Annotated in this window: 23 protein-coding genes and 1 riboswitch; of the genes, 20 read left to right on the top strand and 3 right to left on the bottom strand. The window is 39.4% G+C overall.

Annotation, left to right across the window (positions count from 1 at the left end; translation table 11 throughout):
- The first annotated feature begins 125 nt into the window (after window positions 1–125).
- The 5 genes from FTX43_RS03880 (at window position 126) to rny (ending at window position 6,377) form a co-directional block, all read left to right on the top strand.
- Window positions 126–1,049: a RodZ domain-containing protein gene (locus FTX43_RS03880; RefSeq protein ID WP_002310444.1), complete on the top strand. Its 924-nt coding sequence runs from the start codon at window positions 126–128 to the stop codon at window positions 1,047–1,049.
- Between the two features lie 207 nt (window positions 1,050–1,256).
- Window positions 1,257–1,835 carry a CDP-diacylglycerol--glycerol-3-phosphate 3-phosphatidyltransferase gene (gene pgsA, locus FTX43_RS03875; RefSeq protein WP_002310442.1) on the top strand — a complete coding sequence of 193 codons (579 nt, stop codon included), beginning with the start codon at window positions 1,257–1,259 and terminating at the stop codon, window positions 1,833–1,835.
- 170 nt (window positions 1,836–2,005) lie between these two features.
- Window positions 2,006–3,247: a competence/damage-inducible protein A gene (locus FTX43_RS03870; RefSeq protein ID WP_147606756.1), complete on the top strand. Its 1,242-nt coding sequence runs from the start codon at window positions 2,006–2,008 to the stop codon at window positions 3,245–3,247.
- Window positions 3,248–3,355: 108 nt separating this feature from the next.
- Window positions 3,356–4,402, top strand: a complete 1,047-nt coding sequence (gene recA / locus FTX43_RS03865; protein ID WP_002310440.1) for a recombinase RecA — start codon at window positions 3,356–3,358, stop codon at window positions 4,400–4,402.
- Between the two features lie 418 nt (window positions 4,403–4,820).
- Window positions 4,821–6,377, top strand: a complete 1,557-nt coding sequence (gene rny, locus FTX43_RS03860; protein ID WP_002287336.1) for a ribonuclease Y — start codon at window positions 4,821–4,823, stop codon at window positions 6,375–6,377.
- A 78-nt stretch (window positions 6,378–6,455) separates the two neighbouring features.
- On the opposite strand, the gene proC is transcribed toward rny, so the two are convergent.
- Entirely contained in the window at window positions 6,456–7,262 is an 807-nt protein-coding gene (proC, locus tag FTX43_RS03855; RefSeq protein WP_147606755.1) for a pyrroline-5-carboxylate reductase, read from the bottom strand.
- Window positions 7,263–7,402: 140 nt separating this feature from the next.
- Between proC and mprF the strand changes: the two genes are divergently transcribed.
- The 9 genes from mprF (at window position 7,403) to thiT (ending at window position 18,333) form a co-directional block, all read left to right on the top strand.
- Window positions 7,403–9,976, top strand: coding sequence for a bifunctional lysylphosphatidylglycerol flippase/synthetase MprF (gene mprF / locus FTX43_RS03850; RefSeq protein ID WP_147606754.1), 2,574 nt, complete (start codon window positions 7,403–7,405; stop codon window positions 9,974–9,976).
- Between the two features lie 153 nt (window positions 9,977–10,129).
- Window positions 10,130–10,981 (top strand): 4-(cytidine 5'-diphospho)-2-C-methyl-D-erythritol kinase, encoded by an 852-nt coding sequence (ispE, locus tag FTX43_RS03845; RefSeq protein ID WP_002307715.1) that lies wholly within the window; start codon window positions 10,130–10,132, stop codon window positions 10,979–10,981.
- Between the two features lie 244 nt (window positions 10,982–11,225).
- Window positions 11,226–12,164 (top strand): metal ABC transporter substrate-binding protein, encoded by a 939-nt coding sequence (locus FTX43_RS03840; protein WP_002345655.1) that lies wholly within the window; start codon window positions 11,226–11,228, stop codon window positions 12,162–12,164.
- A 22-nt stretch (window positions 12,165–12,186) separates the two neighbouring features.
- Window positions 12,187–12,867 (top strand): metal ABC transporter ATP-binding protein, encoded by a 681-nt coding sequence (locus FTX43_RS03835; RefSeq protein WP_002287343.1) that lies wholly within the window; start codon window positions 12,187–12,189, stop codon window positions 12,865–12,867.
- Window positions 12,840–13,664 (top strand): metal ABC transporter permease, encoded by an 825-nt coding sequence (locus FTX43_RS03830; protein ID WP_002287344.1) that lies wholly within the window; start codon window positions 12,840–12,842, stop codon window positions 13,662–13,664. The genes FTX43_RS03835 and FTX43_RS03830 overlap by 28 nt, the downstream gene beginning before the upstream one ends.
- Window positions 13,665–13,830: 166 nt before the next feature.
- Window positions 13,831–14,649, top strand: coding sequence for a pur operon repressor (gene purR, locus FTX43_RS03825; protein ID WP_002287345.1), 819 nt, complete (start codon window positions 13,831–13,833; stop codon window positions 14,647–14,649).
- Window positions 14,650–15,151: 502 nt separating this feature from the next.
- Complete coding sequence (gene glmU / locus FTX43_RS03820; RefSeq protein ID WP_002298200.1) at window positions 15,152–16,525, top strand: bifunctional UDP-N-acetylglucosamine diphosphorylase/glucosamine-1-phosphate N-acetyltransferase GlmU; 1,374 nt, start codon at window positions 15,152–15,154, stop codon at window positions 16,523–16,525.
- A 93-nt stretch (window positions 16,526–16,618) separates the two neighbouring features.
- The gene (locus tag FTX43_RS03815; RefSeq protein ID WP_002287347.1) at window positions 16,619–17,590 is read left to right on the top strand and encodes a ribose-phosphate diphosphokinase; all 972 of its coding nucleotides are present in this window, start codon (window positions 16,619–16,621) and stop codon (window positions 17,588–17,590) included.
- 5 nt (window positions 17,591–17,595) lie between these two features.
- A riboswitch (TPP riboswitch) is annotated at window positions 17,596–17,698 on the top strand.
- Window positions 17,699–17,763: 65 nt separating this feature from the next.
- Window positions 17,764–18,333 carry an energy-coupled thiamine transporter ThiT gene (gene thiT / locus FTX43_RS03810; protein ID WP_002293068.1) on the top strand — a complete coding sequence of 190 codons (570 nt, stop codon included), beginning with the start codon at window positions 17,764–17,766 and terminating at the stop codon, window positions 18,331–18,333.
- A gap of 80 nt (window positions 18,334–18,413) precedes the next feature.
- Here thiT and FTX43_RS03805 read toward each other — a convergent pair whose 3' ends face one another.
- Window positions 18,414–19,187: a hypothetical protein gene (locus FTX43_RS03805; RefSeq protein WP_002293067.1), complete on the bottom strand. Its 774-nt coding sequence runs from the start codon at window positions 19,185–19,187 to the stop codon at window positions 18,414–18,416.
- A 256-nt stretch (window positions 19,188–19,443) separates the two neighbouring features.
- Between FTX43_RS03805 and FTX43_RS03800 the strand changes: the two genes are divergently transcribed.
- Genes FTX43_RS03800 through FTX43_RS03785 form a run of 4 tightly spaced genes read left to right on the top strand, consistent with a single transcriptional unit; the run spans window position 19,444 to window position 22,544 of the window.
- Entirely contained in the window at window positions 19,444–21,144 is a 1,701-nt protein-coding gene (locus FTX43_RS03800; RefSeq protein ID WP_002345656.1) for a patatin-like phospholipase family protein, read from the top strand.
- Window positions 21,114–21,332, top strand: a complete 219-nt coding sequence (locus FTX43_RS03795) for a YdbC family protein (RefSeq protein ID WP_002293064.1) — start codon at window positions 21,114–21,116, stop codon at window positions 21,330–21,332. Before FTX43_RS03800 ends, FTX43_RS03795 begins: the two co-directional genes overlap by 31 nt.
- A 19-nt stretch (window positions 21,333–21,351) precedes the next feature.
- The gene (locus FTX43_RS03790; protein ID WP_147606752.1) at window positions 21,352–22,242 is read left to right on the top strand and encodes a YicC/YloC family endoribonuclease; all 891 of its coding nucleotides are present in this window, start codon (window positions 21,352–21,354) and stop codon (window positions 22,240–22,242) included.
- A gap of 17 nt (window positions 22,243–22,259) precedes the next feature.
- Entirely contained in the window at window positions 22,260–22,544 is a 285-nt protein-coding gene (locus FTX43_RS03785; protein ID WP_002287356.1) for a hypothetical protein, read from the top strand.
- A gap of 254 nt (window positions 22,545–22,798) precedes the next feature.
- Here FTX43_RS03785 and FTX43_RS03780 read toward each other — a convergent pair whose 3' ends face one another.
- Window positions 22,799–24,016 carry an IS110 family transposase gene (locus FTX43_RS03780; RefSeq protein WP_073490895.1) on the bottom strand — a complete coding sequence of 406 codons (1,218 nt, stop codon included), beginning with the start codon at window positions 24,014–24,016 and terminating at the stop codon, window positions 22,799–22,801.
- A 625-nt stretch (window positions 24,017–24,641) separates the two neighbouring features.
- On the opposite strand from FTX43_RS03780, the gene gmk reads away from it, so the two are divergent.
- Window positions 24,642–25,256 carry a guanylate kinase gene (gene gmk, locus FTX43_RS03770; protein ID WP_002293062.1) on the top strand — a complete coding sequence of 205 codons (615 nt, stop codon included), beginning with the start codon at window positions 24,642–24,644 and terminating at the stop codon, window positions 25,254–25,256.
- Between the two features lie 4 nt (window positions 25,257–25,260).
- A complete protein-coding gene (gene rpoZ / locus FTX43_RS03765; protein ID WP_002287365.1) occupies window positions 25,261–25,566 on the top strand; it encodes a DNA-directed RNA polymerase subunit omega in 306 nt (101 codons plus the stop codon).
- Window positions 25,567–25,654: the final 88 nt, after the last annotated feature.

Below are 25,654 nucleotides of genomic sequence, written 5' to 3'. Positions count from 1 at the left end.
ATTTTTGTGAAATTTCGGCTTATTGCCGAAGAAGCTACTTCTGGAACGCCGTTTATACGGAAAAAGGAGCTGTGACATGACTTTTGTCACAGCCCCAAACATAACGTCTTTCGTTGCAACAGCAGATGCTTCGGAGAATCAAACAGACTGGAGAAGATGAACGAGTGGCTTTTGAAACCATCGGAGAAAAATTACGGCAAGCACGCCTGAATAAAAAGATATCTTTAGATGAATTACAGCAGATTACAAAAATTCAAAAACGTTATTTGGAAGCAATCGACAATGATGATTTTGATCAATTGCCTGGTAAGTTTTACGTACGGGCGTTTATTAGGCAATACGCTGAAGCTGTAGGAGAAGATGGAGACCATTTAGTCGATGTTTTTGATGGAAAAAGCAAATTGACAGGATCGGTCCCTGAACGTCCGCAGCCTGAAACAGTAAGTACTTCCAGAAAAGCAATACATCAAGAAGAATCGCATCCAAGTCGTTTTTGGACAAGTCTTCCTGTCATTTTATTAGGATTGGTCGCTTTGGCAATCGTCGTTGTCGTAGGCTATATGACTTGGCAAGATCGTCAAGCTGATCCAATAATCGGCGATACAGCTTCTTCGCTCAAAGTAGAAGGATCAGTTGAGGAGTCCTCTTCCTCAGAGCAAAGCACGCAGACCCAAGAGTCTTCTACAGTAGAGTCAACAACAGAATCAAGTGAAGAAAAGAAAATGGCAATAGCTGCAGGAGAGGATTCCGGCAGTGCCATCGCAGTAAATATTACAGATGCTACCAAGCCTGTCACTCTTGAGTTTACCGCTGTTAATCGTGTGTGGATCGGTGTACTAGTAGACAATGCTTATGTTTATCAAGGAACACTGGCAGCAAATGAAACACAAAGTACCGTGTTACCGGAAACAGCGGCCAATGCGACCATTACGATCGGTGCAGCAAGCAATGCGACGATCAAAGCGAATGGAGAATCCGTACCAGTTAATCCAGGGGAAAACAATCAGAGTCCTAAAAATGTGAACCTGACTCTCCAATACGCAGAGTGATCGTACAAATGAGTTTATTCATCTATTTACTTGTGGCATAAAAAAGAAGGATCGTGACAAATCTGTGTCGCGGTCCTTCTTCATTATTTTCAAAAGATCAGTTTCAATAAAAATACTCCGTTGAATAAATTCGTTTGGAAAAGTAAATAATATCGGTGGAAACTTCGCGGATAGTCACGTAGAATAGGGAAGAAAGGAGTCGATAATGTGAATTTACCAAATAAATTAACTGTACTTAGAATTTGTATGATCCCGATTTTCATTTTGGTTGTAGGATTACCGTTAGATTGGGGACAACTTAACGTAGGGGACACCACACTGGCTGTCACGCAGCTAGTAGGCGCAGTTATTTTTGCATTAGCCAGCATCACAGACTGGTTAGACGGAAAAATTGCCCGTGCACGAGGTCTTGTCACTAACTTTGGCAAATTTGCGGACCCACTGGCAGATAAAATGCTAGTTATGACCGCTTTTATCATGTTGGTTGACCAAGGAAAGGCCCCAGGTTGGGTAGTCGCGATTATTGTCTGCCGCGAATTAGCCGTCACAGGCTTACGTTTACTACTTGTCGAACATGGAGAAGTCATGGCTGCTGCTTGGCCGGGAAAAGTCAAGACGGCTACACAAATGGTTGCTATTATCTTGCTGTTTATCAATAATATCCCATTCAATCTGATTAGTATTCCAGTAGACCAAATCATGCTCTATGCTTGTCTGATTTTTACTATCTATTCAGGTGCGGATTACTTCATCAAAAATAGCGGCGTGTTCAAAGGATCAATGTAGGTCTTGTTTTGTGGATGGTCAGATTCGTCGGTTCTTGATAAAGTGAAAATAATTTGATCATATAATGAAAAAAGAACTGGGGAGAGGCTGGTCCATGGATCAGCCTTGCCCTCTTTTTAAATAAAAAAATATATAAGTACAGCGTATACTATATAAGGGAGCGGGAAGTAATGAAAGCAGAAATAATAGCTGTCGGAACAGAACTTTTACTAGGACAAGTCGTGAATACGAATGCCACTTTCTTGTCAGAACAGCTAGCTGATCTAGGTATCGAAGTTTATTATCAGACCGTCGTAGGAGATAATCAGCAGCGTTTAGAAGAGTTGATTGCTCTATCTGAAACAAGAAGTGAACTCATACTCTTATGTGGCGGATTAGGGCCGACAGAAGATGATCTGACAAAAGAAGCAACTGCGGCTCACCTCGGTAAGTCTCTCATACAAAATACGGAAGGATACAAAAAATTATTGGCATATTTTGAAACAACCCATCGAAAAATGACCAAAAACAATCTGCAACAGTCTCAAATCATCGAAGGTGGGGTTCCTCTACCAAATCGTACAGGGCTTGCTTTAGGGACTTTTTATCAAACAGATACACATGCATATATCCTTCTTCCCGGTCCGCCTAATGAGTTGAAACCAATGTTTGTGGAACAAGTACGTCCTTTACTAGAGGAACGTTTTCCTTCTGAAGAAAAACTGATTTCTAAAGTTTTGCGCTTTTATGGGATTGGTGAATCGCGACTGGTCACTGAACTAAAAGATCTAATCGAGACACAGATTAATCCAACGATCGCTCCTTATGCCAAACCAAATGAAGTGACATTGCGTCTAACAGTAAAAACAAAGGATGTTCAGGCAGGAAATCAAGCTCTTTTAGCATTGGAAGAAAAGATTCAAGAACGAGTAGGAGAATATTTTTATGGATATGGCGATGATAATTCGTTAGCAAAAGTCGTAGTGGAACTGCTGAAAGAAAACAAGCAGACTGTAACAGCGGCGGAAAGCTTGACAGCCGGTGCCTTCCAAGCCGCATTGGGCGATATTGCTGGTGTATCTGAAGTATTTCCAGGCGGCTTTGTTACCTACTCGCTCCAAACAAAAGCTGGTTTTCTGGAGATTGATCCGGAGCTATTAGCAGAATATGGAACAGTCAGCAAAGAATGTGTGGAGCAGATGGCCATTCAAGCACGTGAGATAGCAAGAACAGATTACAGTGTAGCTTTCACCGGAGTGGCTGGACCGGACACATTAGAAGGTCACCCTGCAGGAACAGTATGGATCGCTATTTCATCTAAAGATGGCGTGGTTTCAGAAAAATATCATTTTGCCAGAGACCGTGCGGCTATCAGATATAATACGGTTATGCAAGGATTTGATCTTTTGAGAAAACAGCTTTTAAGAAAATGATAAATGCGAATATTTGTTCGGTTTTTTCTTGCTTTTTATTACTAAAAACGATATGATAAGGATAATGAAATGTTGCTCTGATTTGTAAATATAAGGAGGATTATCGTATTGGCAGATGATCGTAAAGCAGCCTTAGATGCTGCACTGAAAAAAATTGAAAAGAGCTATGGTAAAGGCTCTATTATGAAATTGGGCGAAAAAATCGACCAACAAATCTCTACAATTCCAAGTGGCTCTCTTGCGTTAGATGTCGCTTTAGGTGTCGGCGGTTATCCCCGTGGACGTATTATCGAAGTATACGGACCTGAAAGTTCAGGTAAAACAACAGTGGCGCTACACGCTATTGCAGAAGTACAAAAAAATGGCGGAACGGCCGCTTTCATTGATGCTGAGCATGCGTTAGATCCGCAATATGCACAAAAATTAGGTGTGAATATCGATGAACTACTTCTTTCACAGCCTGATACAGGAGAACAAGGTCTGGAGATCGCTGATGCTTTAGTATCAAGTGGAGCTGTAGACATCGTAGTAGTCGATTCAGTTGCCGCTTTAGTTCCACGAGCAGAAATCGACGGCGAAATGGGTGACTCACATGTCGGGTTACAAGCACGTTTGATGTCTCAAGCATTGCGTAAACTCTCTGGTTCGATCAACAAAACAAAAACAATCGCTATTTTCATCAACCAAATCCGTGAAAAAGTAGGCGTAATGTTTGGGAATCCAGAAATCACTCCTGGAGGACGCGCATTGAAATTCTACGCAACGATCCGTTTAGAAGTACGTCGTGCAGAACAATTGAAACAAGGTACAGATATTGTTGGTAACCGTACAAAGATCAAAGTCGTAAAAAACAAAGTAGCACCTCCTTTCAAAATCGCTGAAGTAGATGTCATGTATGGTTTAGGGATCTCACAAGAAGGAGAACTTCTAGATATGGCAGTAGAAAAAGACATCGTTGATAAAAGCGGTGCTTGGTATTCTTATAAAGAAGATCGGATTGGTCAAGGACGGGAAAATGCTAAAATCTATATGGCTAATCATCCTGAAATGATGGCAGAAGTTTCTGCTCTAGTTAGAGCAGCTTATGGCATTGGTGAAGAAGTGGCTGTCCCAGAAGATACAAAAGGACAAGAAGAATTGCCTTTAGAAGAATAAAAATCATGATAAACAAAAACGGCTGGTCTGAAGAGTAGATACTCTCCTTGATCTGCCGTTTTTTTATTGAATAAAGAACAAAGAAATCTTGAGTTATTTAATCATACGAGTAGCTACATAAAATAAAAAATATCTATTCGACTACAAAAAGTAATTTAGTGAAAAAGTTTCTCAACTTAAAGGTTTACTTATATGAAACTAGTGTCATTTATTCTAAAAACAACCGTTTAATGAATGAACGGAAAGCCGTTTCTTTGTTTATTTAAAGTTGACACTACGGGGTACAAACATTAGAATAAAGTTGTGCATGTTTTTTGTACACATATATGCGAAGATGCATATTGACAAGTTTAGAATAATTTATCATAGAAGCTGTATAGATGATAAAAATGAAAAAGATAGTATGGAGGTGGATTTTATGGTATTCAACATTCTCCTCGCTATCATCGGTTTAATTGTCGGTCTTGGTTTAGGGTTTATGGTCGCAAAGTCACGTCACGAGAAAGAAATAGCTGGTGCACAATCATCAGCTGCTGGGATCATCGATAGTGCAAAGAAAGAAGCAGAAACTCTAAAAAAAGAAGCATTGTTAGAAGCTAAGGAAGAAAATCAGAAATACCGTTCTGAAGTTGAAAGTGAGCTGAGAGAAAGTAAGTTAGAATTAAAATCTCAAGAGAATCGTTTGATTCAACGCGAACAAACGCTGAATCGTAAAGATGACTCGTTAGAAAAACGCGAGAACTCACTTGAAAGTAAAGAAGAAGCACTTAGTTCAAAACAGCAATTAATTGAAGAGCGAGAAAAAGACGTTGAAAAAATGATTGAAGATCAACAAAAAGAACTAGAAAAAATTGCTGGTTTATCAAAAGAGGACGCACGAGATGTCATCATGAAATCGACTGAAGAAGAGCTGAATCATGAGTTAACTCTAATGGTAAAAGAATCTGAACAGCGTGCCAAAGAAGAAGCAGATCGCAAAGCGAAAAACTTATTATCATTAGCGATTCAACGCTGCGCAGCAGATCAAGTTTCAGAAACGACTGTTTCAGTCGTTACCCTTCCGAATGATGAAATGAAAGGTCGTATCATTGGACGAGAAGGTCGTAATATTCGAACGCTTGAGACGCTGACTGGTATCGATTTGATCATCGATGACACACCTGAAGCAGTTGTTCTTTCCGGATTTGATCCAATCCGAAGAGAAATCGCACGAATGACCTTGGAAAAACTGATACAAGATGGACGAATCCATCCAGCACGAATCGAAGAAATGGTCGAGAAATCTCGTAAAGAAATGGATGAACGTATTCGTGAATACGGGGAAGAAGCAGCATTTGAAGTCGGTGCCCATACACTTCATCCAGATCTAATCAAGATCATCGGACGTCTGAGATTCAGAACTAGTTACGGACAAAACGTCTTGAAGCATTCGGTCGAAGTTGCAAAATTAGCTGGTATCTTAGCAGCAGAACTTGGCGAAGATATCCAATTAGCAAAACGTGCCGGGTTGCTCCATGATATTGGGAAAGCACTTGACCATGAGATTGAAGGATCTCACGTTGAGATCGGTGCGGAATTAGCTGCCAAGTACAAAGAAAACCCAGTAGTAATCAACGCGATCGCTTCTCATCATGGAGATGTGGAAGCGACTTCTGTTATCTCTGTCCTTGTAGCTGCAGCAGACGCGCTTTCAGCAGCAAGACCTGGTGCGCGAAGTGAATCATTGGAAAACTACATTCGTCGTTTAAGAAGTCTGGAAAATATTTCGAACAGCTTCGCCGGTGTAGAATCAAGTTACGCAGTTCAAGCTGGACGCGAAGTTCGGGTAATGGTCAAACCAGAAGAAATCTCGGATCTGGACGCTGTTCGTTTAGTACGCGATATCCGTAAACGAATCGAAGAAGAGCTGGATTATCCTGGACATATCAAAGTAATCGTTATTCGGGAAACTCGCGCAACTGATTATGCTAAATAAGAGTAAACACAAAAGAAGAGTCGCGGCAAAAGCCGCAGCTCTTCTTTTTTTGTAAGGTACGAAAAAACATTGCTATTATTATTTTTTATTCAACATCTCAAGATCTTTCTCGATCGTCGTATTGATTCCTTTGATGATTGCTGGGATGAATCCTGCTTCTTCTAGGGCAACTACACCGGCAACGGTCGTACCACCAGGAGAAGAAACTTGGTCTACAAGTTCCCATGGATTTTTATCACTTGAAAGGAATTTTTGACAAGAACCCATGATTGCTTTTGCAGCAATTTCAGTGGCCGTCTGTTTGGACAAACCATTTAATACACCAGTCCGTCCCATCGCATCGATCAGCATATAAATGAATGCGGGCGAGCTGCCAGCAAGGCCGATGAATGTACTGAAATCTGCTTCTGCTAAAGGATAGACGCTACCAATTGCTTCAAAAATTATCGTGGCTTGTTGAAGCTGTTCCTTCGTGGCAGCTTCATTTTTGCAAATCGCAGAAACGCCTGCTCCTACGCTGACATTGACATTCGGCATCACACGTACGATGGAGGCCTGAGGATCTTCAATCGCTGTTTCTAAATCTGTTAATGATTTTCCTGAAGCAATAGAAATGAATAAGACCTTCTGGCTGTATTCTTTTAGTTCTTTCAATACTTTTTCAATGATTTTTGGTTTCACGGCTAAAAGAACGATATCTGATTTTGATGCAACTTCTTGGTTGCTTTTGCACGCATGGACGCCAGTTTCAGCAGCGAATGTTTGTGCATTTTCAAAATGACCACTGGAAACGAACACTTCTTCTTTCGAGACTGTTCCTGTTTTCAATAAACCATCAATAATAGCTTGTGCCATATTCCCTGTACCGATAAATCCTACTTTCATGTTATCCTCTCCTTTAGCATTAGGATATCTTTCTTTTTCTATGATCGCAAGCAAAGAACAGGTCTAAAGTGGAAAAATTAAAATAAATAAGATAACATTGGGGTATAACACAAAAGTATACAAGTTAGGAATGGGAAAATGTGAAAAATAAACGATACTTGATGCTGCAATGGATAAAGGAACATAGTCTGATTTTAAAATTGATTTTTTTCGGCTCCGTGTTAGTCTTTGTGGCAAATCAAGTCGCAAATATTGCTAATGGCATGAGTTGGCAAGATATTTGGCAAAGGATGGGACAACAAAGCCACATGACGATTCTGCTCATGATTCTGGCTGGACTGCTGGGTGTCACTCCGATGTTGTTGTATGATTGGGTGACGATCAGAGTCTTAGAAAAACAAGGAAAACCAAAAATGGAAAGAAAAGAGTTCCTTCTTGCTGCGTGGGTAACAAACACGATCAACAATCTCGCCGGTTTTGGTGGTGTGGTAGGAGCCAGTCTTCGGGCTAGTTTTTATGGAAAGCAGACAAATAGGAAAATGGTGTTAGTGACTGTTTCAAAAGTCGCGCTATTTATGCTGACTGGTTTGTCTGTATGGTCGTTTCTTACATTTATTGATGTCTTTTTTATTCAGTCAGAAAGTATTTTTCGGAGCTATTGGATCTGGCTTTTCGGCGGTAGTTTTTTAGCACCAGTCATTTTCTTTTTTGCTTATCTAAAGAGAAAGTCATTGTTCTTCGAGTTTTATCCAAAAGGCTTGCTTGGTCTGCTACTGGCATCCTTTGGACAATGGACGGGAGCCCTTGCGGTATTTTTGATCATCGGCAAGTTGATGAGAATAGATATTTCCATGTTTTCGATCTATCCTATGTTCATGATTGCGACGCTGATAGGAATGTTGACAATGGTCCCAGGTGGAATGGGGACTTTTGATGTTTTGATGATTTTAGGAATGAGTCAATTGTCTGTTCGGCAAGACGTAGCAGTAGTTTGGTTGTTATATTATCGGTTGTTTTATTATGTCCTGCCTTTTTTGACGGGACTTCTATTGTTCATCACACATACAGGAGTCAAAATCAATCGATTTTTAGATAATATACCGCGATTATTTTTCCAAAAGGTTGCGCATATCGTGCTCGTAAGTGCTGTATATTTTGCAGGAATCATGATGGTACTCCTGTCAACGATCACTAATCTGTCTGCAATTAGTCGGCTGTTTCAGGTGTTATTGCCGTTCTCGTTCAACTTTTTAGACCAGACATTGAACCTATTAGTGGGCTTTTTATTGCTCGGTCTTGCTCGAGCGCTTTCAGTAAAAGTCAAAAAGGCATTTCTGCCTACGATTGCTTTACTAGCTTTTGGTATTTTAAATACAATCACACGTACACTATCTTGGCAATTGTTATTGGTATATGTCTTGATTCTATTAGCTGTGTGGTTATCTAGAAAAGAATTTTATCGAACAAAATTCGTTTATTCTTGGGGAGCTATACTATTTGATGCTAGCTTGTTCGGTTTCTTGTTTATTGTTTACGCAATTGCAGGTTATCATAGTGGACGCTTTTTAGTTGGACGGATAACAGGTAACCATTTTATTTTGTTTCCTTCAGATGATGTGTGGTTCTCAGGGCTCATTGGTTTGGGCATCTCATTGCTAGCTTTAGTGGCGCTTTATCAATACTTAGCAGAAGATACTACGACGCTTGGCAGTGAGTACGAAAAAGAACGTTTTGACCGTTTATTGGAAACATATGGAGGCACAGCTACAAGCCATCAGCTTCGCTTGCCAGGATACAGTTATTTTTATTACCAAAAAGACGACCATGACCAAGTCGTTTTTGGCTATCAAATCAAAGGGAATAAATGCTTTGTTTTAGGAGATCCAATTGGTAATCCCAAAATGATGCAGGCAGCAACGAATCAGTTCATGAAACGAGCAGATTGTTTAGGTTATCAGCTTGCTTTTTATAAGATATCAGAAAGCTACGTAGTGATGCTTCACGAATTGGGCTTTCATTTCACGAAAGTAGGTGAAGCAGGAATTGTTGATCTAGCGACAGAAGACTTGTCTCGGCTGAGTCAGCAACTTGAATATCAACGTTTGATGAAAGAAGGATACCATTTCACTTGGTATGACCAACTACCAGAAGAATTACATCAAGCTGTAAATGAAGTTTCACAAAAATGGCTTCACGGTGCACGAGAAAAATACTTTTCTGTGGGACGATTCGATGAATCCTATGTATTGTCTAGTGGCGTCGGTATTGTCCGTAAAGAGCAAAAAGTCGTGGGCTTCATCACCGCTCAACCGATGACGAAGGAGCAAGCGGGGTATGATTTACTGCGAATCTTGCCTGAAGAGCCTGAAGAATTAGCGGATTATCTATTAGCTAATTTGTTCATTGTATACGAGAAAATGGGCTATCTGGAAGCAAATCTAGGATTAGCCCCTTTAGCAAATGTTGGAGAAACAGATTTTTCTTTCTTTCAAGAAAAAGTCATGCATATCGTATATAATTATGGTAATTTTTTCTATTCCTTCCAGTCTGCTTATGAAAAGAAATTAAAATATGTCGATCATTGGGAAGGTCGCTACTTTGCATATCGGAAAGGAAGTAATTTCGGATTTGCTACCATGCAGCTGCTCAGTCTGATAGGGAAAGAAAAAGGAAATGTGCCGAGTTTGGCAGAAGAAGTGCTCACAGAATTATAAGAATCACTAGAGTTTATTTGGATTATGAAGAGAAAATTCTATGAAAGCTGTTGAAACGATGACAAAATCAACCACTAGGCAGACATAAGCTATACTTTTATTTTTCCCTATGATAGAATACTTGCGACTTAGACTTTTCGAATGGGTGAGAGGATGGAATTGATTGAAAAAGCGCCAGCCAAGATAAATTTAGGACTGGATGTATTATATAGACGGCAAGATGGGTATCATGAGTTGGAAATGGTGATGTCGAGCGTAGACTTGGCAGATCATCTATTTTTTGAAGAAATAACAGAAGACAAAATCATTGTAGAAACAAATAAAGCATTTTTACCGGTAGATGAACGGAACAATGTTTATCAAGCTGCTTTATTGTTAAAAAATAAATACAATATCAAAACCGGTGTCAAGATCTTTGTTAAGAAGAATATTCCAGTAGCAGCTGGATTAGGCGGAGGAAGTACAGACTGTGCAGCTGCTCTAAGAGGGATCAACCAATTATGGAATTTGGGCTGTTCGTTAGAAGAACTGGCAGAAATCGGTTTGGAAGTCGGTACAGATGTTCCTTATTGTGTCTACGGAAGTACGGCATTTGTCGGTGGCAAAGGGGAAGAAATCCAAGTATTACCTTCTATGCCACAGTGCTGGGTTGTGTTGGTCAAACCAAGAATGAGTGTCTCTACACGTACAGTGTTTAGAGAAGTAGATACGCAAGCCATCCAACATCAAGACATCCACGGACTTGTTGAAGCCATCCGAGAGCAAGATTATCAGCAGATGATCAAAAAAATGGGAAATAGTTTAGAAGATATAACGGGAAAGCGGCATCCAGTCATCCATCAAATCAAAGAGCGTATGATCAAGTACGGAGCAGATGCTGCATTAATGAGTGGAAGTGGACCAACCGTTTTTGCCTTGTGTCAACATTATTCAAGAGCGCAGAGAGTATATAATGGGTTAAAAGGTTTTTGTGAGGAAGTTTATTTAGTACGAACCCTGCAATAAAACATAAAAAGTAAAATAGGTGATGAAAAACTGAGGAATCCTAAAGTGGTATTCTTCAGTTTTTTATTGTAGTGAAATGACTAGATATGAGCAGCAACTCATCCATTTTACGATTTAATCAAGAATATACATGTTTAAATCAGAAATTGATGGATTTCTATTGACTGTGTTTTTTTATTTTGATACATTAGTTCTCGTTAATAAATCGTAAAATTCCGATTTGTTCATTGAAAGGAGCATATAAATGAAAAAATATCTTTTGACAGCTACGGTAATGATAGGTGCTTTACTGTTTGCAGCATGTGGAAATATGAACAAGGAAGCAGACAAAAAAGAGGATTTGACGATCGTTACGACTTTTTATCCGATGTATGATTTTACAAAAGAAATCGTAGGGGATGAAGGAAACGTGAAACTTTTGATCCCTGCTGGAACGGAGCCGCATGATTTCGAACCAAGTGCAAAAGAAAGAGCAGAAATTTCCGATGCAGATGTTTTCGTGTATAATAGTTCAGACATGGAATTTTTCGTGGATTCATTAAAGGATTCAGTGGATAGCAAACAGACCTTGATGATCGAAGCAGCTAAAGGAATCGACCGTTTAGAATCGCAAGAAGCAGACGAACATGAAGAATCAGAAGAAGGGCATGGTCATTCACATGAATACGATCCACATGTTTGGCTCGATCCGGTATTAGCTATAAAAGAAGTCAGAACGATTGCTGAAGAATTAGGCGAAAAATATCCAGATAAAAAGGAAACTTTTACGAAGAATGCCGATGCTTATATCAAAAAGCTTGAAGCACTGGATCAAAAATACTCCGATGGGCTAAAAGATGCAACAAACCGCACATTTGTCACTCAGCATGCTGCTTTTGCTTATTTAGCGAATCAATACGACTTAAAACAAGTAGCGATTTCGGGCGTTTCACCGGATCAGGAACCCACACCAAGCCGCTTAGCTGAACTAAAAGAATTTGTGAAGAAAAACAACATCAAAGTGATTTATTTTGAAGAAAATGCCTCTTCGAAGGTAGCTGAGACATTGTCGAATGAAACAGGAGTGAAGCTAGAAGTGTTGAATCCTTTAGAAAGCTTGACTAATGAACAAATCAAAGCAGGCGAAAATTATATTTCTGTCATGGAAAAAAATCTGAAAGCTTTAAAAGAAAGTATCAATTAAGTTTTAGAATGGAGGTTGTAAGGTGCGTTATATCGAAATATCTGATTTGACCTTTTACTATGATGATGAACCTGTACTAGAAGATGTCTCTTATCATGTAGATGCGGGTGAATTTGTCATTTTAACTGGAGAAAATGGAGCAGCCAAGTCAACCTTGGTGAAAGCATCGTTAGGATTACTGAAACCTTCAAAAGGAATGATAAAGATTGCTGAGAAAAATCAAGAAGGAAAAAAATTAAGTATCGGCTATATTCCTCAACAAGTTGCATCTTTCAATGCAGGTTTTCCTAGTACGGTGATCGAATTAGTCCGTTCAGGAAGATATCCAAGAGGCCGCTGGTTCAAGCGTCTCTCTGAAAAAGATCATCAACATGTACAGCGTGCTTTAGAAGCTGTAGGGATGTGGGATATGCGAAATCGGCGAATAGGTGAATTGTCTGGCGGACAAAAGCAGCGAATCAGTTTAGCGCGTATTTTTGCTACTGACCCTGACTTATTTGTTCTTGATGAACCAACAACAGGAATGGATGAAGAATCCAGAAATGAATTTTATCGTCTTCTCCGACATAGTGCGCATGTCCATGGGAAATCAGTTCTAATGATCACTCATGATCATGAAGATATCAAACAGTATGCGGACAGACAGATCCGACTGGTGAGAAAGGAGGATTCTCAATGGCGTTGCTTTCATATGAATTCATGAGAAGAGCTTTTCTTGCGGCTATCTTCATAGCGGGGATCGCCCCGATGCTAGGTGTGTTTTTAGTGATCAGAAGACAATCGCTGATGGCTGATACACTTTCTCATGTCTCTTTAGCAGGGGTAGCGTTAGGATTCTTTTTGAACCTTAATCCTACACTTACGACCATGCTAGTCGTTGTATTAGCAGCTGTGATATTAGAGTATCTGCGAACGATCTACCGAACCTATTCAGAAATCTCCATTGCCATTTTAATGGCTGGTGGTTTGGCGCTAGCATTAGTATTGATGAATTTGAGCGGAGGGAATTCAGCAACAAGTATCCAATCTTATCTGTTTGGTTCGATCGTTACCATTACATGGGAGCAAGTCATCTTTTTAGGAATCTTATTCGTTGCCATCGGTATATTGTTCTTTTTATTCAAACGGCCGATGTATGTTCTGACTTTTGATGAAGATACTGCCCACGTGGATGGGCTACCCGTTCATTTGATGTCGATGATGTTCAATGTGATTACTGGTGTGGCTATTGCTGTGATGATCCCAATTGCCGGTGCACTTTTGATATCCGCAATCATGGTTCTTCCCGCAGCAATCGGTATGCGATTAGGCAAAAGCTTCAATGTCGTGATTGCTATCAGTGTTTGTGTCGGATTTCTAGGAATGCTGTCAGGACTAACTAGCTCATTTTATCTAGATACACCTCCAGGAGCAACAATCACATTAGTCTTTATTGCTTTGTTCCTGATTGTCAATATCATCAAACGAATATTGGTTGCCTTCAGAAGAAAAAATAACTAAATTATAAAGAAAAGAAGCCTGATAAAAACGAAAAATTTTTTATAGGCTTCTTTTTATTTTAATAAATACCGAACTATTTTCTTATTTTTTCATAAAATGCTCGAATTTTTGAAGAAAAACTTATATAATGTAAAACGATAAAATTTCTTAAAAGGAGTTGGAATAGGTGAAAGTACGTCGCAGTGAACGTCTAGTTGACATGACACAGTATTTATTGAATCACCCGCATGAATTGATTTCCTTAACAAGCTTTGCCGAACGTTATGAATCTGCTAAATCTTCTATCAGTGAAGATTTGGGAATCATCAAGAAAACATTTAAAGAACGAGGGTATGGAACCTTGGAAACAATCCCAGGTGCTGCAGGTGGTGTATTGTTCATCCCTGAAATTTCATATGAAGAGGCGAAAAAATATATTGAATCTCTAGCAGAACGTCTATCAGAACAAGACCGTCTGCTTCCAGGAGGATATGTTTATCTCTCTGATTTGTTAGGAGAACCTGAACTGCTGCGTCAAGTTGGAAGAATCATTGCTTCTAAATACCTTGGTGAAAAAATCGATGCTGTAATGACTGTAGCCACAAAAGGCGTACCTATTGCCCAAGCTGTGTCCTATTATCTGAATGCGCCATTCGTTATTGTACGCCGGGACTCAAAAATAACAGAAGGATCAACAGTAAGTGTCAACTATGTGTCTGGATCTTCTGAAAGAATTGAAAAGATGGAACTGTCTAAGAGAAGTTTGAAACGTGGTTCACGTGTCCTTGTAGTGGATGATTTCATGAAAGGCGGCGGAACAGTCAACGGAATGAAGAGCTTGATTGAAGAATTCGAATCAGAACTTGTTGGCATCACTGTATTTGCCGAATCAAAATTCAACGGTCATCGCGCCATCGATGATTATACGTCACTGCTTTATGTCAAAGATGTAGATACTCAAACGAAAAATATTACGGTTGTGCCGGGAAATTATTTTTCAGAATAAGAGGTTGTGAAAAAGCCGCTTAGTTTCGAGTAGTAAGAAAAATTTTGTGAAAATGGCTTTCCACATTTTTTCATAAATTTGGCTTAATACCGAGAAACTGGCTTTTGAACACCGTTTATCTAGAGGTTGTGAAATCAGCGTCCTGTCCTGAGTATTAGCTCAATAAACGGAAAAATTGCTCCTCATATTTTGCCGTTTATTGAGCTAATACCGAAGGTCAGCTGATTGAAAACCGTTTAATGAAGAGGTTGTAAGCCTACCGTTTAACTCTAAGTCACAAGAAACGATTTCAAAAAACAGCTTTTCATGTTTTATGAGTAGTGTGACTTGTGACCGAGGAGTTGGCAGGAGAGCACTGGTTACCAAATAGATAGGCCCGTTATGGTCTATCTATTTTTTTATCCAGAAAACGCTGGGATAAAAGAAAATCACTTGTTTTGTTGAAAAAATGGGTATACTGGGATAAACTGAAATCAGCAAACTATATTTAGGAGTGACGCAGTTGGACGCACGTTATGCAATTATTTTGGCGGCAGGGAAAGGTACCCGCATGAAGTCAAAATTATATAAAGTTTTACATCCCGTTTCTGGTAAACCTATGGTAGAACATATCATTAATCGGGTCAGTGAAACGAAACCAGATGAAGTGATTACGATCGTTGGACACGGAGCAGAACAAGTTAAAGCACAACTAGGAGAACGCAGTAAATATGCGTTACAAGCAGAACAATTGGGAACAGGACATGCTGTTTTGCAAGCCGCTTCTTTCTTGGAAGGAAAAAAAGGAACGACGTTAGTTATCAGTGGCGATACACCGTTATTGACTACTGAAACGCTGAACAATCTTTTTGAATATCACCAAGGAAAAAATGCAAGTGCGACAATCTTGACGGCACAAGCAGAAAACCCAACAGGATATGGTCGGATCATTCGTGATCATATTGGGATCGTAGAAAAAATCGTGGAACAAAAAGACGCAACACCAGAAGAAGCACTTGTACAAGAAATCAATACAGGAACATACTGTTTTGACAACGAAGCTTTGTTCGATGCGTTAAGCAAAGTCGGAACAAACAATGCTCAAGGTGAATACTATCTGACCGATATCATCGAAATCTTAAAAGAAGAAGGCAATACAGTTGCTGCTTATCAAACAGATGATTTCGAAGAATCAATGGGAGTCAATGATCGAATCGCGTTAGCTAAAGCAAATGAGATCATGAGAAAGCGGATCAACCAGATGCATATGGTCAATGGCGTAAGCTTTGTCGATTCAGCAACGACATACATCGATGCAGGCGTAGAGATTGGTCCAGACACATTGATCGAAGCAGGTGTACAAATCCAAGGCAATACAGTCATCGGTTCTGATTGTGTCATCGGGGCACATTCAAAAATCGTAGACAGTAGGATTGAGGATCACGTCGTCATTGAAAACTCAGTCATTGAAAGCAGCCATGTCAAGAAACATGCAGATGTGGGACCTTATGCACATTTACGACCAAAAGCTGAAATTGGCGAAAACGTCCATATCGGAAACTTTGTGGAAGTGAAAAATGCTCAAATCGGCAAAGGAACGAAAGTCGGTCACTTGACTTATGTTGGTGATGCTACGTTGGGAGAAGAGATCAATGTCGGATGTGGTGTTGTCTTCGTCAACTATGATGGAAAGAACAAACATCATACGACTGTCGGTGACCACAGCTTTATTGGTTCTAGCACGAATATCATCGGACCTGTCGAGGTAGCTAAAAACAGTTCGATTGCTGCCGGGTCAACAATTACAGACAATATTCCAGAATATGCGTTGGCAATTGCGAGAGCAAGACAAGTCAATAAAGAAGGATATGCAAAAAAACTCCCTTATCTAAACTAAGACTTTTGCAAAATCACTTGATTTATTTAAAAAATATGACTACTATTTATTAGGTAGAATTCTAGAGTTGTGAAAAAGAAAGTGGAGGTCCCCATGTCAAAACATTACTTTGACCCAAGATTAAAAATTTTTGCGTTAAATTCCAATCGCCCATTAGCAGAGAAAATTGCAGCAGCAGTCGGTGTCGAGTTAGGAAAATCATCTGTTACTCAATTTAGTGATGGAGAAATTCAAGTAAACATTGAAGAAAGTATTCGTGGATCGCATGTCTATGTGATCCAATCAACGAGCAGCCCAGTCAATGATAACTTGATGGAGTTGCTGATTATGATTGATGCACTGAAACGAGCAAGTGCGAAAACAATCAACGTAGTCATGCCTTATTATGGTTATGCGCGTCAAGATCGTAAAGCACGTGCACGGGAACCAATCACAGCGAAATTAGTAGCAAACATGATCCAAAAAGCCGGTGCAACACGAATGCTGACTTTGGACCTTCATGCAGTCCAAATCCAAGGTTTCTTTGATATTCCAGTCGATCATTTGATGGGTGCACCACTTATTGCTAATTATTTCTTGGAAAAAGGAATCAAAGGTGATGATGTTGTCGTTGTTTCACCAGACCACGGTGGCGTTACACGAGCACGTAAATTAGCGGAATTCTTGAAATCTCCGATTGCGATCATCGACAAACGCCGTCCAAAAGCAAATGTTGCAGAAGTAATGAACATCATTGGACAAGTCAAAGGTAAAACTTGTGTACTGATCGACGATATGATCGATACAGCAGGTACGATCACGTTGGCTGCCAATGCTTTGAAAGAAGCTGGTGCAACAAGTGTGTATGCTTCATGTACCCATCCAGTATTATCTGGTCCTGCTTTACAAAGAATAGAAGATTCAGCTATCGAGCGACTAGTTGTCACAGACTCGATCTATCTTCCAGAAGATCGTAAAATCGATAAAATCGATGAAGTAAGTGTTGGCGGATTAATGGGAGATGCAATCAAACGTATCCATGAAAACAAACCAGTTAGTCCATTATTTGAAACAAAAAATAAATAATAAATAAACTCACAAAGGGGAGTCCAATTGGGCTGAGATTGAATCTATTTCTAAACCCTTCGTACCTGTTTCGGTTATGCGAGCGTAGGAATTGTGAAAAAACAGCTATTTGAAATTTTTCGAAAGCTGCTTCCTCCTTTGTGACTTTTTTATTCAAAGGAGGAAGTTTTTTTATGGGAAAAAATAGAGTTTGGGTAGAAGGAACGATTGTTGCAGCGTTAGCGATGGTGCTGTCATTGATACCAATCCAGATTGGCAGCAGTTTTTCTATTTCATTGGGGCAGATTCCGTTGACGCTTTTTGCATTAAGAAGAGGGACAAAGGCAGGTATGCTAGCAGGTTTCATTTGGGGGATCTTACACTTTCCGTTGGGACAAGTTTATTATTTAAGTGTCGTTCAAGTGTTGATTGAGTATCCGATTGCTTATACTTTTGCAGGTGCAGCAGGGCTCATGGCTTCAAATGTCCAAAAAAGCTATGCAGATGGAAATACGAAACAAATCAGAAAAAACATAGTGTTTGGTGCATTGATTGGCGCACTTTCCAGATATTTTTGGCATTTTATTGCGGGAGTTGTTTTCTGGGGAGCCTATGCACTATGGGGAATGAATCCTTGGCTCTTTTCTTTCGTAATGAATGGTGCTAGCGGGTTGAGCACAGCGATTGTGACGATGATCGTTTTATTAGGGATCCAACAAACGATTCCATCACTTTTTGTGCCAGATAAACGACAGAATCTTTAAATAAAAAGGAAACAAAAAACTTGAGACAGAATCATGTCCTAGTTTCTTGTTTCCTTTTTGTTTTTCGGCAAGAAATAGATTCACTTCAATGGCAGATAAGAAAGACCGGCATCTTCTACCAATTGCCAGCGCCGATCGTTGACAGAGTAGATTAAAGTAGCGACGACTTCTTCTTCCCGATACCGAGTACCTTTCAATTTCCAAATATAGTCCTCAATCACATAAATAGGAATACGGTATTCGTCATCGATCAAACCAACTTGATCAAAAGAAAAAATGATCCCTTCCTGCATTAAATTACGCATTTCTTTCAATAATTCCACACTGATTTTTTCAACAGGTGTTTCCTTTTTGAAAAAGGATTTTTTTACATTGATCTTATCTGACAGGATAGAACTTAATTTACTAGCAAAAATCCTGTAAAATTCATCTAAATAGCGATAATAAATTCGGTTCAATTGATCGTTCAGGTCGAAGTACACGAAATTATTTTGTAGCTTATAAAAAAATGGTGAGTGGAGATGTGTTTTCATATGGCCAAAATATAACAATTCTGAAATTTCTAAAGGTGTCAATTCTTTCAGCATCGTTAAATCAGTAAAGTCAATCCACTTCAATTCATCGAATCCACGCCTGTTTCGAGAAGAGGAAAAGAAACGCTGGATATTTTCTGTACCACGGATTACTTTCAGCCCTGTATGAGATTCGTATTCTCCAGCAGAAGCAGATGGATCGAGTAAGAGCAAGTTTTGAGGAAAATGCACGATACTGTTTGCAAAATCAGTAGCAGTCAGTCCTTTTGTTAAAACAGCATTACTTGTGGTATCAATATGTACATAAACTGACTCAGTCATCATGTTCCTCCTCTTATTTCCTCTTAATCTCTTTTATTTTACAACATTTGCATAAAAAAAGCTTGTTTCTTTTATTTTAAAATTCCATTACAAAATCACGTTTTCATTGAAAATACTCTCATTTTCAATTAATTTTTGTATTTTTTATTTAAAGGAGGTTTTATGAATTGTTTTCTTATGGAATATCCAAAGTCGAATACGATACTCATGACCTTTTTTCGACGTACTGGTATACTTGAAGAAAAAGGAGAAAGCGATGGAGATAAAAAAAGTTTACTTTTCACAGAAAATGTCGCTGTATTCGCGTATCAACCAAGCAAAACAACCTCTTCCGTTTTTTCAAAGCCATCAAGAAAGTAGAGAAGCATTTTGGCGTTCTGCAAAAAAGCAATGTGCCTTTGAAGCAGTATCAAAAAAATATACCATCTATTTTACTATTGATAAAAGTAGAGAAGATGTTATTTTTAACAACTTGCTGATCGAAGGCGAAACTTTTAAATGGCAAAAACTTTTTCAGCATATGGAAGCTTGTGCTCGTTTTTTTATTAAAGAAAACTGTTGTTTTTTATTTCAATCTCCTCTATCAGAAGAATGGTTGCGTATTTTTCATAAAAACGGCTATCAAGGAACCATGAAACTAAATAAAAAGCTGGTCTATCACACAGCACTTGTATTAGGAGGAGGGGGAGCACACGGTGCCTATCAGATTGGTGTATGGCAGGCGCTGAAGGAACATAACATCCGCTTTGAAATCATTACTGGGACCTCGGTAGGTGCGCTGAACGGCGCATTGATTTTACAAGGAGACATGGAAAAAGCTGTGGGTTTATGGAAAAAGCTATCAACAAGACAAGTGCTTGCGTTGCCAGAAATGGCTGCCGTTGAAGACTTGCGTGAACGTTTCTATCAAGAAAGACGCCAAATGACGAAAACGGCACTAGTTGAAGGTGGGGTTTCGTCTGCGCCATTGGAAAAGCTGGTCAAGGAAAATTTAGATTTGTCTTTGCTCAAATACAATTCCAAAATACGTTTATACACGGTGTCTACTAAATTGCCGGAACTAGCGGAAGTAGTGACTGCTATCCAACAGACAGAAACAGAAGAAATACCAGATTGGATACTTGCCTCTGCTTCATTTTATCCTGCTATGGCTTACCGAAAGATCGGAAAAAATAAATACGCAGACGGTGGATTTCGTAACAAAATCCCTATTGACATCGCGATTAACGAAGGCGCAACAGAGGCGTTTGTCGTGGATGTGCAAGGACCAGGGCCAGTGAAAAGAATCCGTGTGCCAGATACGTTTATCCATTGGAGATGTCAAACATTGTGGACGCTTGGCAGCTTTCTGCTTTTTGATAGCCAAAGAAACCAATTAAATTTACAATTAGGCTATCTGGAAATGAAAAAACGATTAGGCTGTTATTACGGGAATTGGTATACATTTGATTCTGTCAAACAAGCAGGAACATGCTGGCGTGGATTTTTATCTTACTTAATAAAAGAACTTCAGTTAGAGCTATCTTTTTTCAAAACCATAAAATTTTGGCAAAAACTGCGTAATATATATAAGAACAGGGTCGAACCAGAAACATGCGGACTGGCGATGCTGGAACTTTTAGCAAAAAAACATTTTTTATTACCAAACAAAGTCTATGAGGTAGATTGGATGTTTCAAATGATCTGCCAACAAGATAGAAAAAGTATGCCAGACGATTTATTGGCACAAGTTGGTCAATTAAGTACAGAAGAATGGCGGAGGTATCGAAAATATCAGCAGAAAATACAAAATGAACGCACGAAAGCCGTTTATTTTGAAAAACTGCTGCAAGAAAAATGTAAGGATCGTTTGCAGCGTGAACTGCTTGAACAGCCAGTTGACACATTACTGATCCTATATTTATATTATCTCAAGGAGGAACAACCATGGCACAAGAATTTTCATATGAAATCGTAGAAGAAATCGCTGTTTTATCAGAAAACAACAAAGGATGGCGTAAAGAGCTGAACTTAGTCAGCTGGAATGGTCGTCCGCCGAAATTCGATCTTCGAGATTGGGCACCCGACCATGAAAAGATGGGGAAAGGGCTGACACTGACGAACGAAGAGTTTGAACAACTGCAAAAAGCAATAGAAAATATGTAATGAGGAAGGACCCTGTCGAATGAAAAGTATGACTGGTTTTGGCAAAGCCATCCGCGAAACAAAAGCATATCAGCTAGATATCGAAATAAAAAGTGTCAATCAGCGTTTTCTAGATGTCCAAATACGAAGTCCTAAAATCCTGAATTTTATTGAAAACGATTTTCGGCAGCTTATCAAACAGCAGTTAAGCCGCGGACGGATCGAGGTATTTGTGAATCTAGCTTATATTGGCAAAAACGAAAAGCAGATCGTCATCAATTGGGAATTGATTGATTCACTTATCACCCAATTGACAGACGGGATTCAACAACGATACGGGAGTCAAAATCAAGTGTCAATTCGTCGGCTGGCGGAACGCTTCGCGCTGGATGAAAACTTCGTAACGGTAGAAGAAAAACCGGAAGAGAGCATGGAAGAATTGGCACAGTTAGCTCTAGATACATTGAAAAGTGCACTTGATTCTATTGAAGCCAGTCGAGAAAAAGAAGGACAAGCCTTAGCTTCGGTGCTGAAAAAGAACACGGAAGAATTCAAACAAGTACTAAAAAAACTCAATAGTTTTGTAGACGTCTATGAACAGGAGTTTCAATTAAGGTATCAAAAAAAGCTGGAGGAATTTCTTGGAGCGAAAGTGGATGAGCAACGGTTGCAGACGGAGTTGGCTATCTTGCTGGAACGTGGAGATATCCACGAGGAACTGGATCGTTTGGCAATCCATGTCCAAAAACTAGATGAACTTATCGAGGCCCAATGTCCTGTAGGTCGGGAATTAGATTTTCTGATCCAGGAAATGAATCGGGAAATCAACACGATCGGTTCCAAATCAAACGCAATCGAAATTAAAAATCAAGTCGTCCAATCCAAGACGATCTTAGAAAAAATCAGAGAACAGGTCCAAAATATTGAATGACGAAAGAGGTTGAGACAATGAAATACTATGACGTAACGTTCCACGAATTAAGTGGAAAAACTGTTGTTAAACGGGATATCCCTTCTGAAAAAAACGGCTTTGACGTATGGAAAGATGCCTGTGCAGACTATAATGAGAACGAACTGTTTATTTTGATCAACGACGGTGCTTACGTGACGATGAATCGGAAATTTATTGTTCGAATCGACACAGAAGAGGTAGAAGATCCGACAGAAAAAGCACGTTCTCGAAAAGATGAGATCATGGGTGTAGTGAATACTTTGTCCAATATGGGCTTTTAGCAAGGATGCTGAACAAAGAAATACAATAAATAATCAGAATTGAATTTCTTCGCTTAGCTTATTTGCTCTAGGAATACATTTAAAGGTTGTGACAAAATTCGTGTCACAACCTTTTTCCTACGATTAGTCAAGTAAAAGGTGCAAGAAAAATAGCTCGTAAACGAAAGCGACAAAATCAAGGCACACCAAATAAAGCCCCGTTCGTAAAAAATTTTCGATCTGGGCAAAGAAGTGGTATACTGTAAGTGGTTTAGTTAATGGTCCACTGAGACCGCGTACGCATAGTCGTACTCTGTATGTGCCCTAACCATAGCGTGCATACATTTCAGAAGCTTGTTCATACAAGCAACTGTGGCAACCTTCTCTTTCTTAGGGATAGGTTGCTTTTTTAATTTGTAGTAATAATCGACAATATGATTAGGAGCTGCGCGTTGCTGGCGAATCATATTTCGAATGGTGAAGAAAATAATTTTCCGTGCTTTGGGATTACCACGCTTATTGATGCGGTCTTGGCCAGTATACTTACCTGATTGATACCGTCGGATGTCGATTCCGACAAAAGCATTCAATTGTTTATGGGTTTTAAATCGTGTGATATCTCCTAATTCACCGAGCAATAAAGCGGCTGTGAGTGCGCCAATCCCAGGGAACGTTTGGTACAACAAAAAGCAAGGAGAGCCTTCGGCTTTTTTGATCATTTGTGTCGCCAGTGCTTCTTTTTGTTCGAGTAAATCTTGGAGAAGTTCGGCGTAATAGATTGTTTTTTGACATTGGATACTGTCTTTTTCAACAGCTGGATAGGCACACTGTGCATAGTGGATGATTTGATCTGCCTTTTGCTCGGCACGATTCGCGGAGATTTTTTTCCGTGTTTCGTTGATCAGTTTATTTTTTATTTTTGTCCGAGTAGATGCCAATACAAAATCTGGATGGGGAAAAAGACGGATCAATGTCAATGCGTAAGGGGTCAGCCTGTTTGAAAAGAACTGTTCAAGCTCTGGAAAAGTCAACTGAAGACAGTTGTGTAAATCCATGCGCAGACGAGTGATTTTCTTCTCAATTTCTTGATAAAAACGGGCTAAATCGCGCATCTCTAAGTAAAAATTGCTTTGTACTTCTTTTGGCTGACGTTGACTTTTAAGATGAGTCTGTGCGAGCCGATGGGCATCCGATTTATCTGTTTTCCAACTGCGTAAGGTGCTTTCTTCCATCTGTTTTTTCGCTTCTAACGGGTTTAACAAACAGTAAGAAAAGTGATGATCTTGAAAGAACTTTTCGACTGGTCTGGAATAAATCCCCGTTGCTTCAAAAACAATCAATGGACGTTCAGGCAAGTGCTGGATCTCTTCGAGTAATGCATGAAATCCTCTTTGAGTGTGTTCAATCTCGTCTTCAAATAAGCAGGTGTCGTCTTTGTATAGGACACTGTAGCTGTGTCCCATTGAAACATCTAATGCAAGAATGTAAGGCATTTGTTTTCCTCCTTTTTAAGTTTTGAAAGAACTTTACTGCTTCATTTCGATTCCAATTTCCTATACACGGGCTCATGGCCCCAACATACGTAAACCTGATTCTAAAATGACAGTAAAGAAGTTCGGTTTTTGATAGGGACTCGTAGTCCTCAAGGCTTTGTTCGAACTTTCTTTCACTCTTCACTATAATCTAAAAATAGAAAATAGAGGAGAACATCATTCGTCAATGATGTTCCCTCTAATCTTAGTATGTTTTTATTTTGAATAAGTGATGTTCAAAAACCATTTTCTCGGTATGGAGCCAAATTTATGCAAAAATATGAGAAGCTGTTTATGTTTGGCTGTTCTTATTACTTGATGCAGGACAGCTTTTTCACGACCTCTCATACACGGCGTTCAAAAGCTTGCATCTACGGTAATAAGCCCAACCAAACGAAAAACATGAGAAGCTGTTTATGTTTGGTCGTTCTTATTACTTGATGCAGGACAGCTTTTTCACGACCTCTTGGTACAGGGTAGCTTTTTTACCAATTTCTAGCTATAATTAAAGATAACCTTGAAAGTTGCAGAAAAAAAGTGCAAAATAAACGATAAGTACAAAAAGACTAGTTGAAAGGACGTCGTCATGTCAGAGCGTGGATTATTAATCGTGTTGTCTGGTCCATCCGGTGTAGGAAAAGGCACAGTACGAAAAGCAATTTTTGAGAGTGAGGATAATGATTTTCAGTATTCAATCTCAATGACTACCCGTAAAATGCGTGAAGGGGAGGTCGAAGGCGTTGATTATTTCTTCCGAAGCAAAGAGGAGTTTGAATCAATGATCGAAGCTGGAGAGATGCTGGAATACGCAGAATATGTCGGGAATTATTATGGAACGCCTTTGTCATATGTCAACAAGACATTGGATGAAGGAAAAGATGTTTTCTTGGAGATTGAAGTCCAAGGAGCAAAACAAGTCAAAGAAAAAGTGCCCGATGGTGTATTCATTTTTTTGACTCCGCCAGATTTAGCGGAATTAAAATCACGAATCGTAGGCCGAGGAACAGATGCAGACGAAGTAATCGAAGAACGAATGAAAGTTGCAAAAGAAGAAATCGAAATGATGGCTCTTTACGACTATGCTGTTGTGAATGATGAAGTGCCGCTAGCAGTTGAACGAATCAAACACATTATTGCCAGTGAACATTTTCGAGTAGATCGCGTAATCGGTAAATATATTAAAATGTTAAAGGAGATGTAGTCTTATGATGTTAAAACCTTCAATTGACTCACTATTAGATCGTGTAAATTCAAAATATTCTCTAGTAATTTTAGCAAGTAAACGCGCGCATGAGTTGGATGCAAGTGCACAACCTACACTAGATTCTTTTGATTCAGTAAAAAGCGTTGGTCAAGCTTTAGAAGAAATCGATGCAGGGAATGTAGTCAATGATCCTCATCCTGAATTAAAACGTGAACGTTTGAAGATGGAAGAAGAGGAACGTCAAGCTCAAAAAGAACGTGAACAACACGAATTGGAATCACGTATCCGCGAAGAGCAAAAAATGTAATAAAGAAAAGTAGAGCGAACATCTAAAAAGAAAAGCAAACCCAGCTGTTTCCTTTTCAAACATTCGCCACTTATTGTCTGGTAGAAAA

This window comes from Enterococcus sp. DA9 (genome assembly GCF_008000875.1).
GTDB classification, from domain to species: Bacteria; Bacillota; Bacilli; order Lactobacillales; family Enterococcaceae; genus Enterococcus_B; species Enterococcus_B lactis.
Note: the sequence above shows the minus strand (reverse complement) of the source record. Positions and strands in the feature narration are given on the sequence as shown.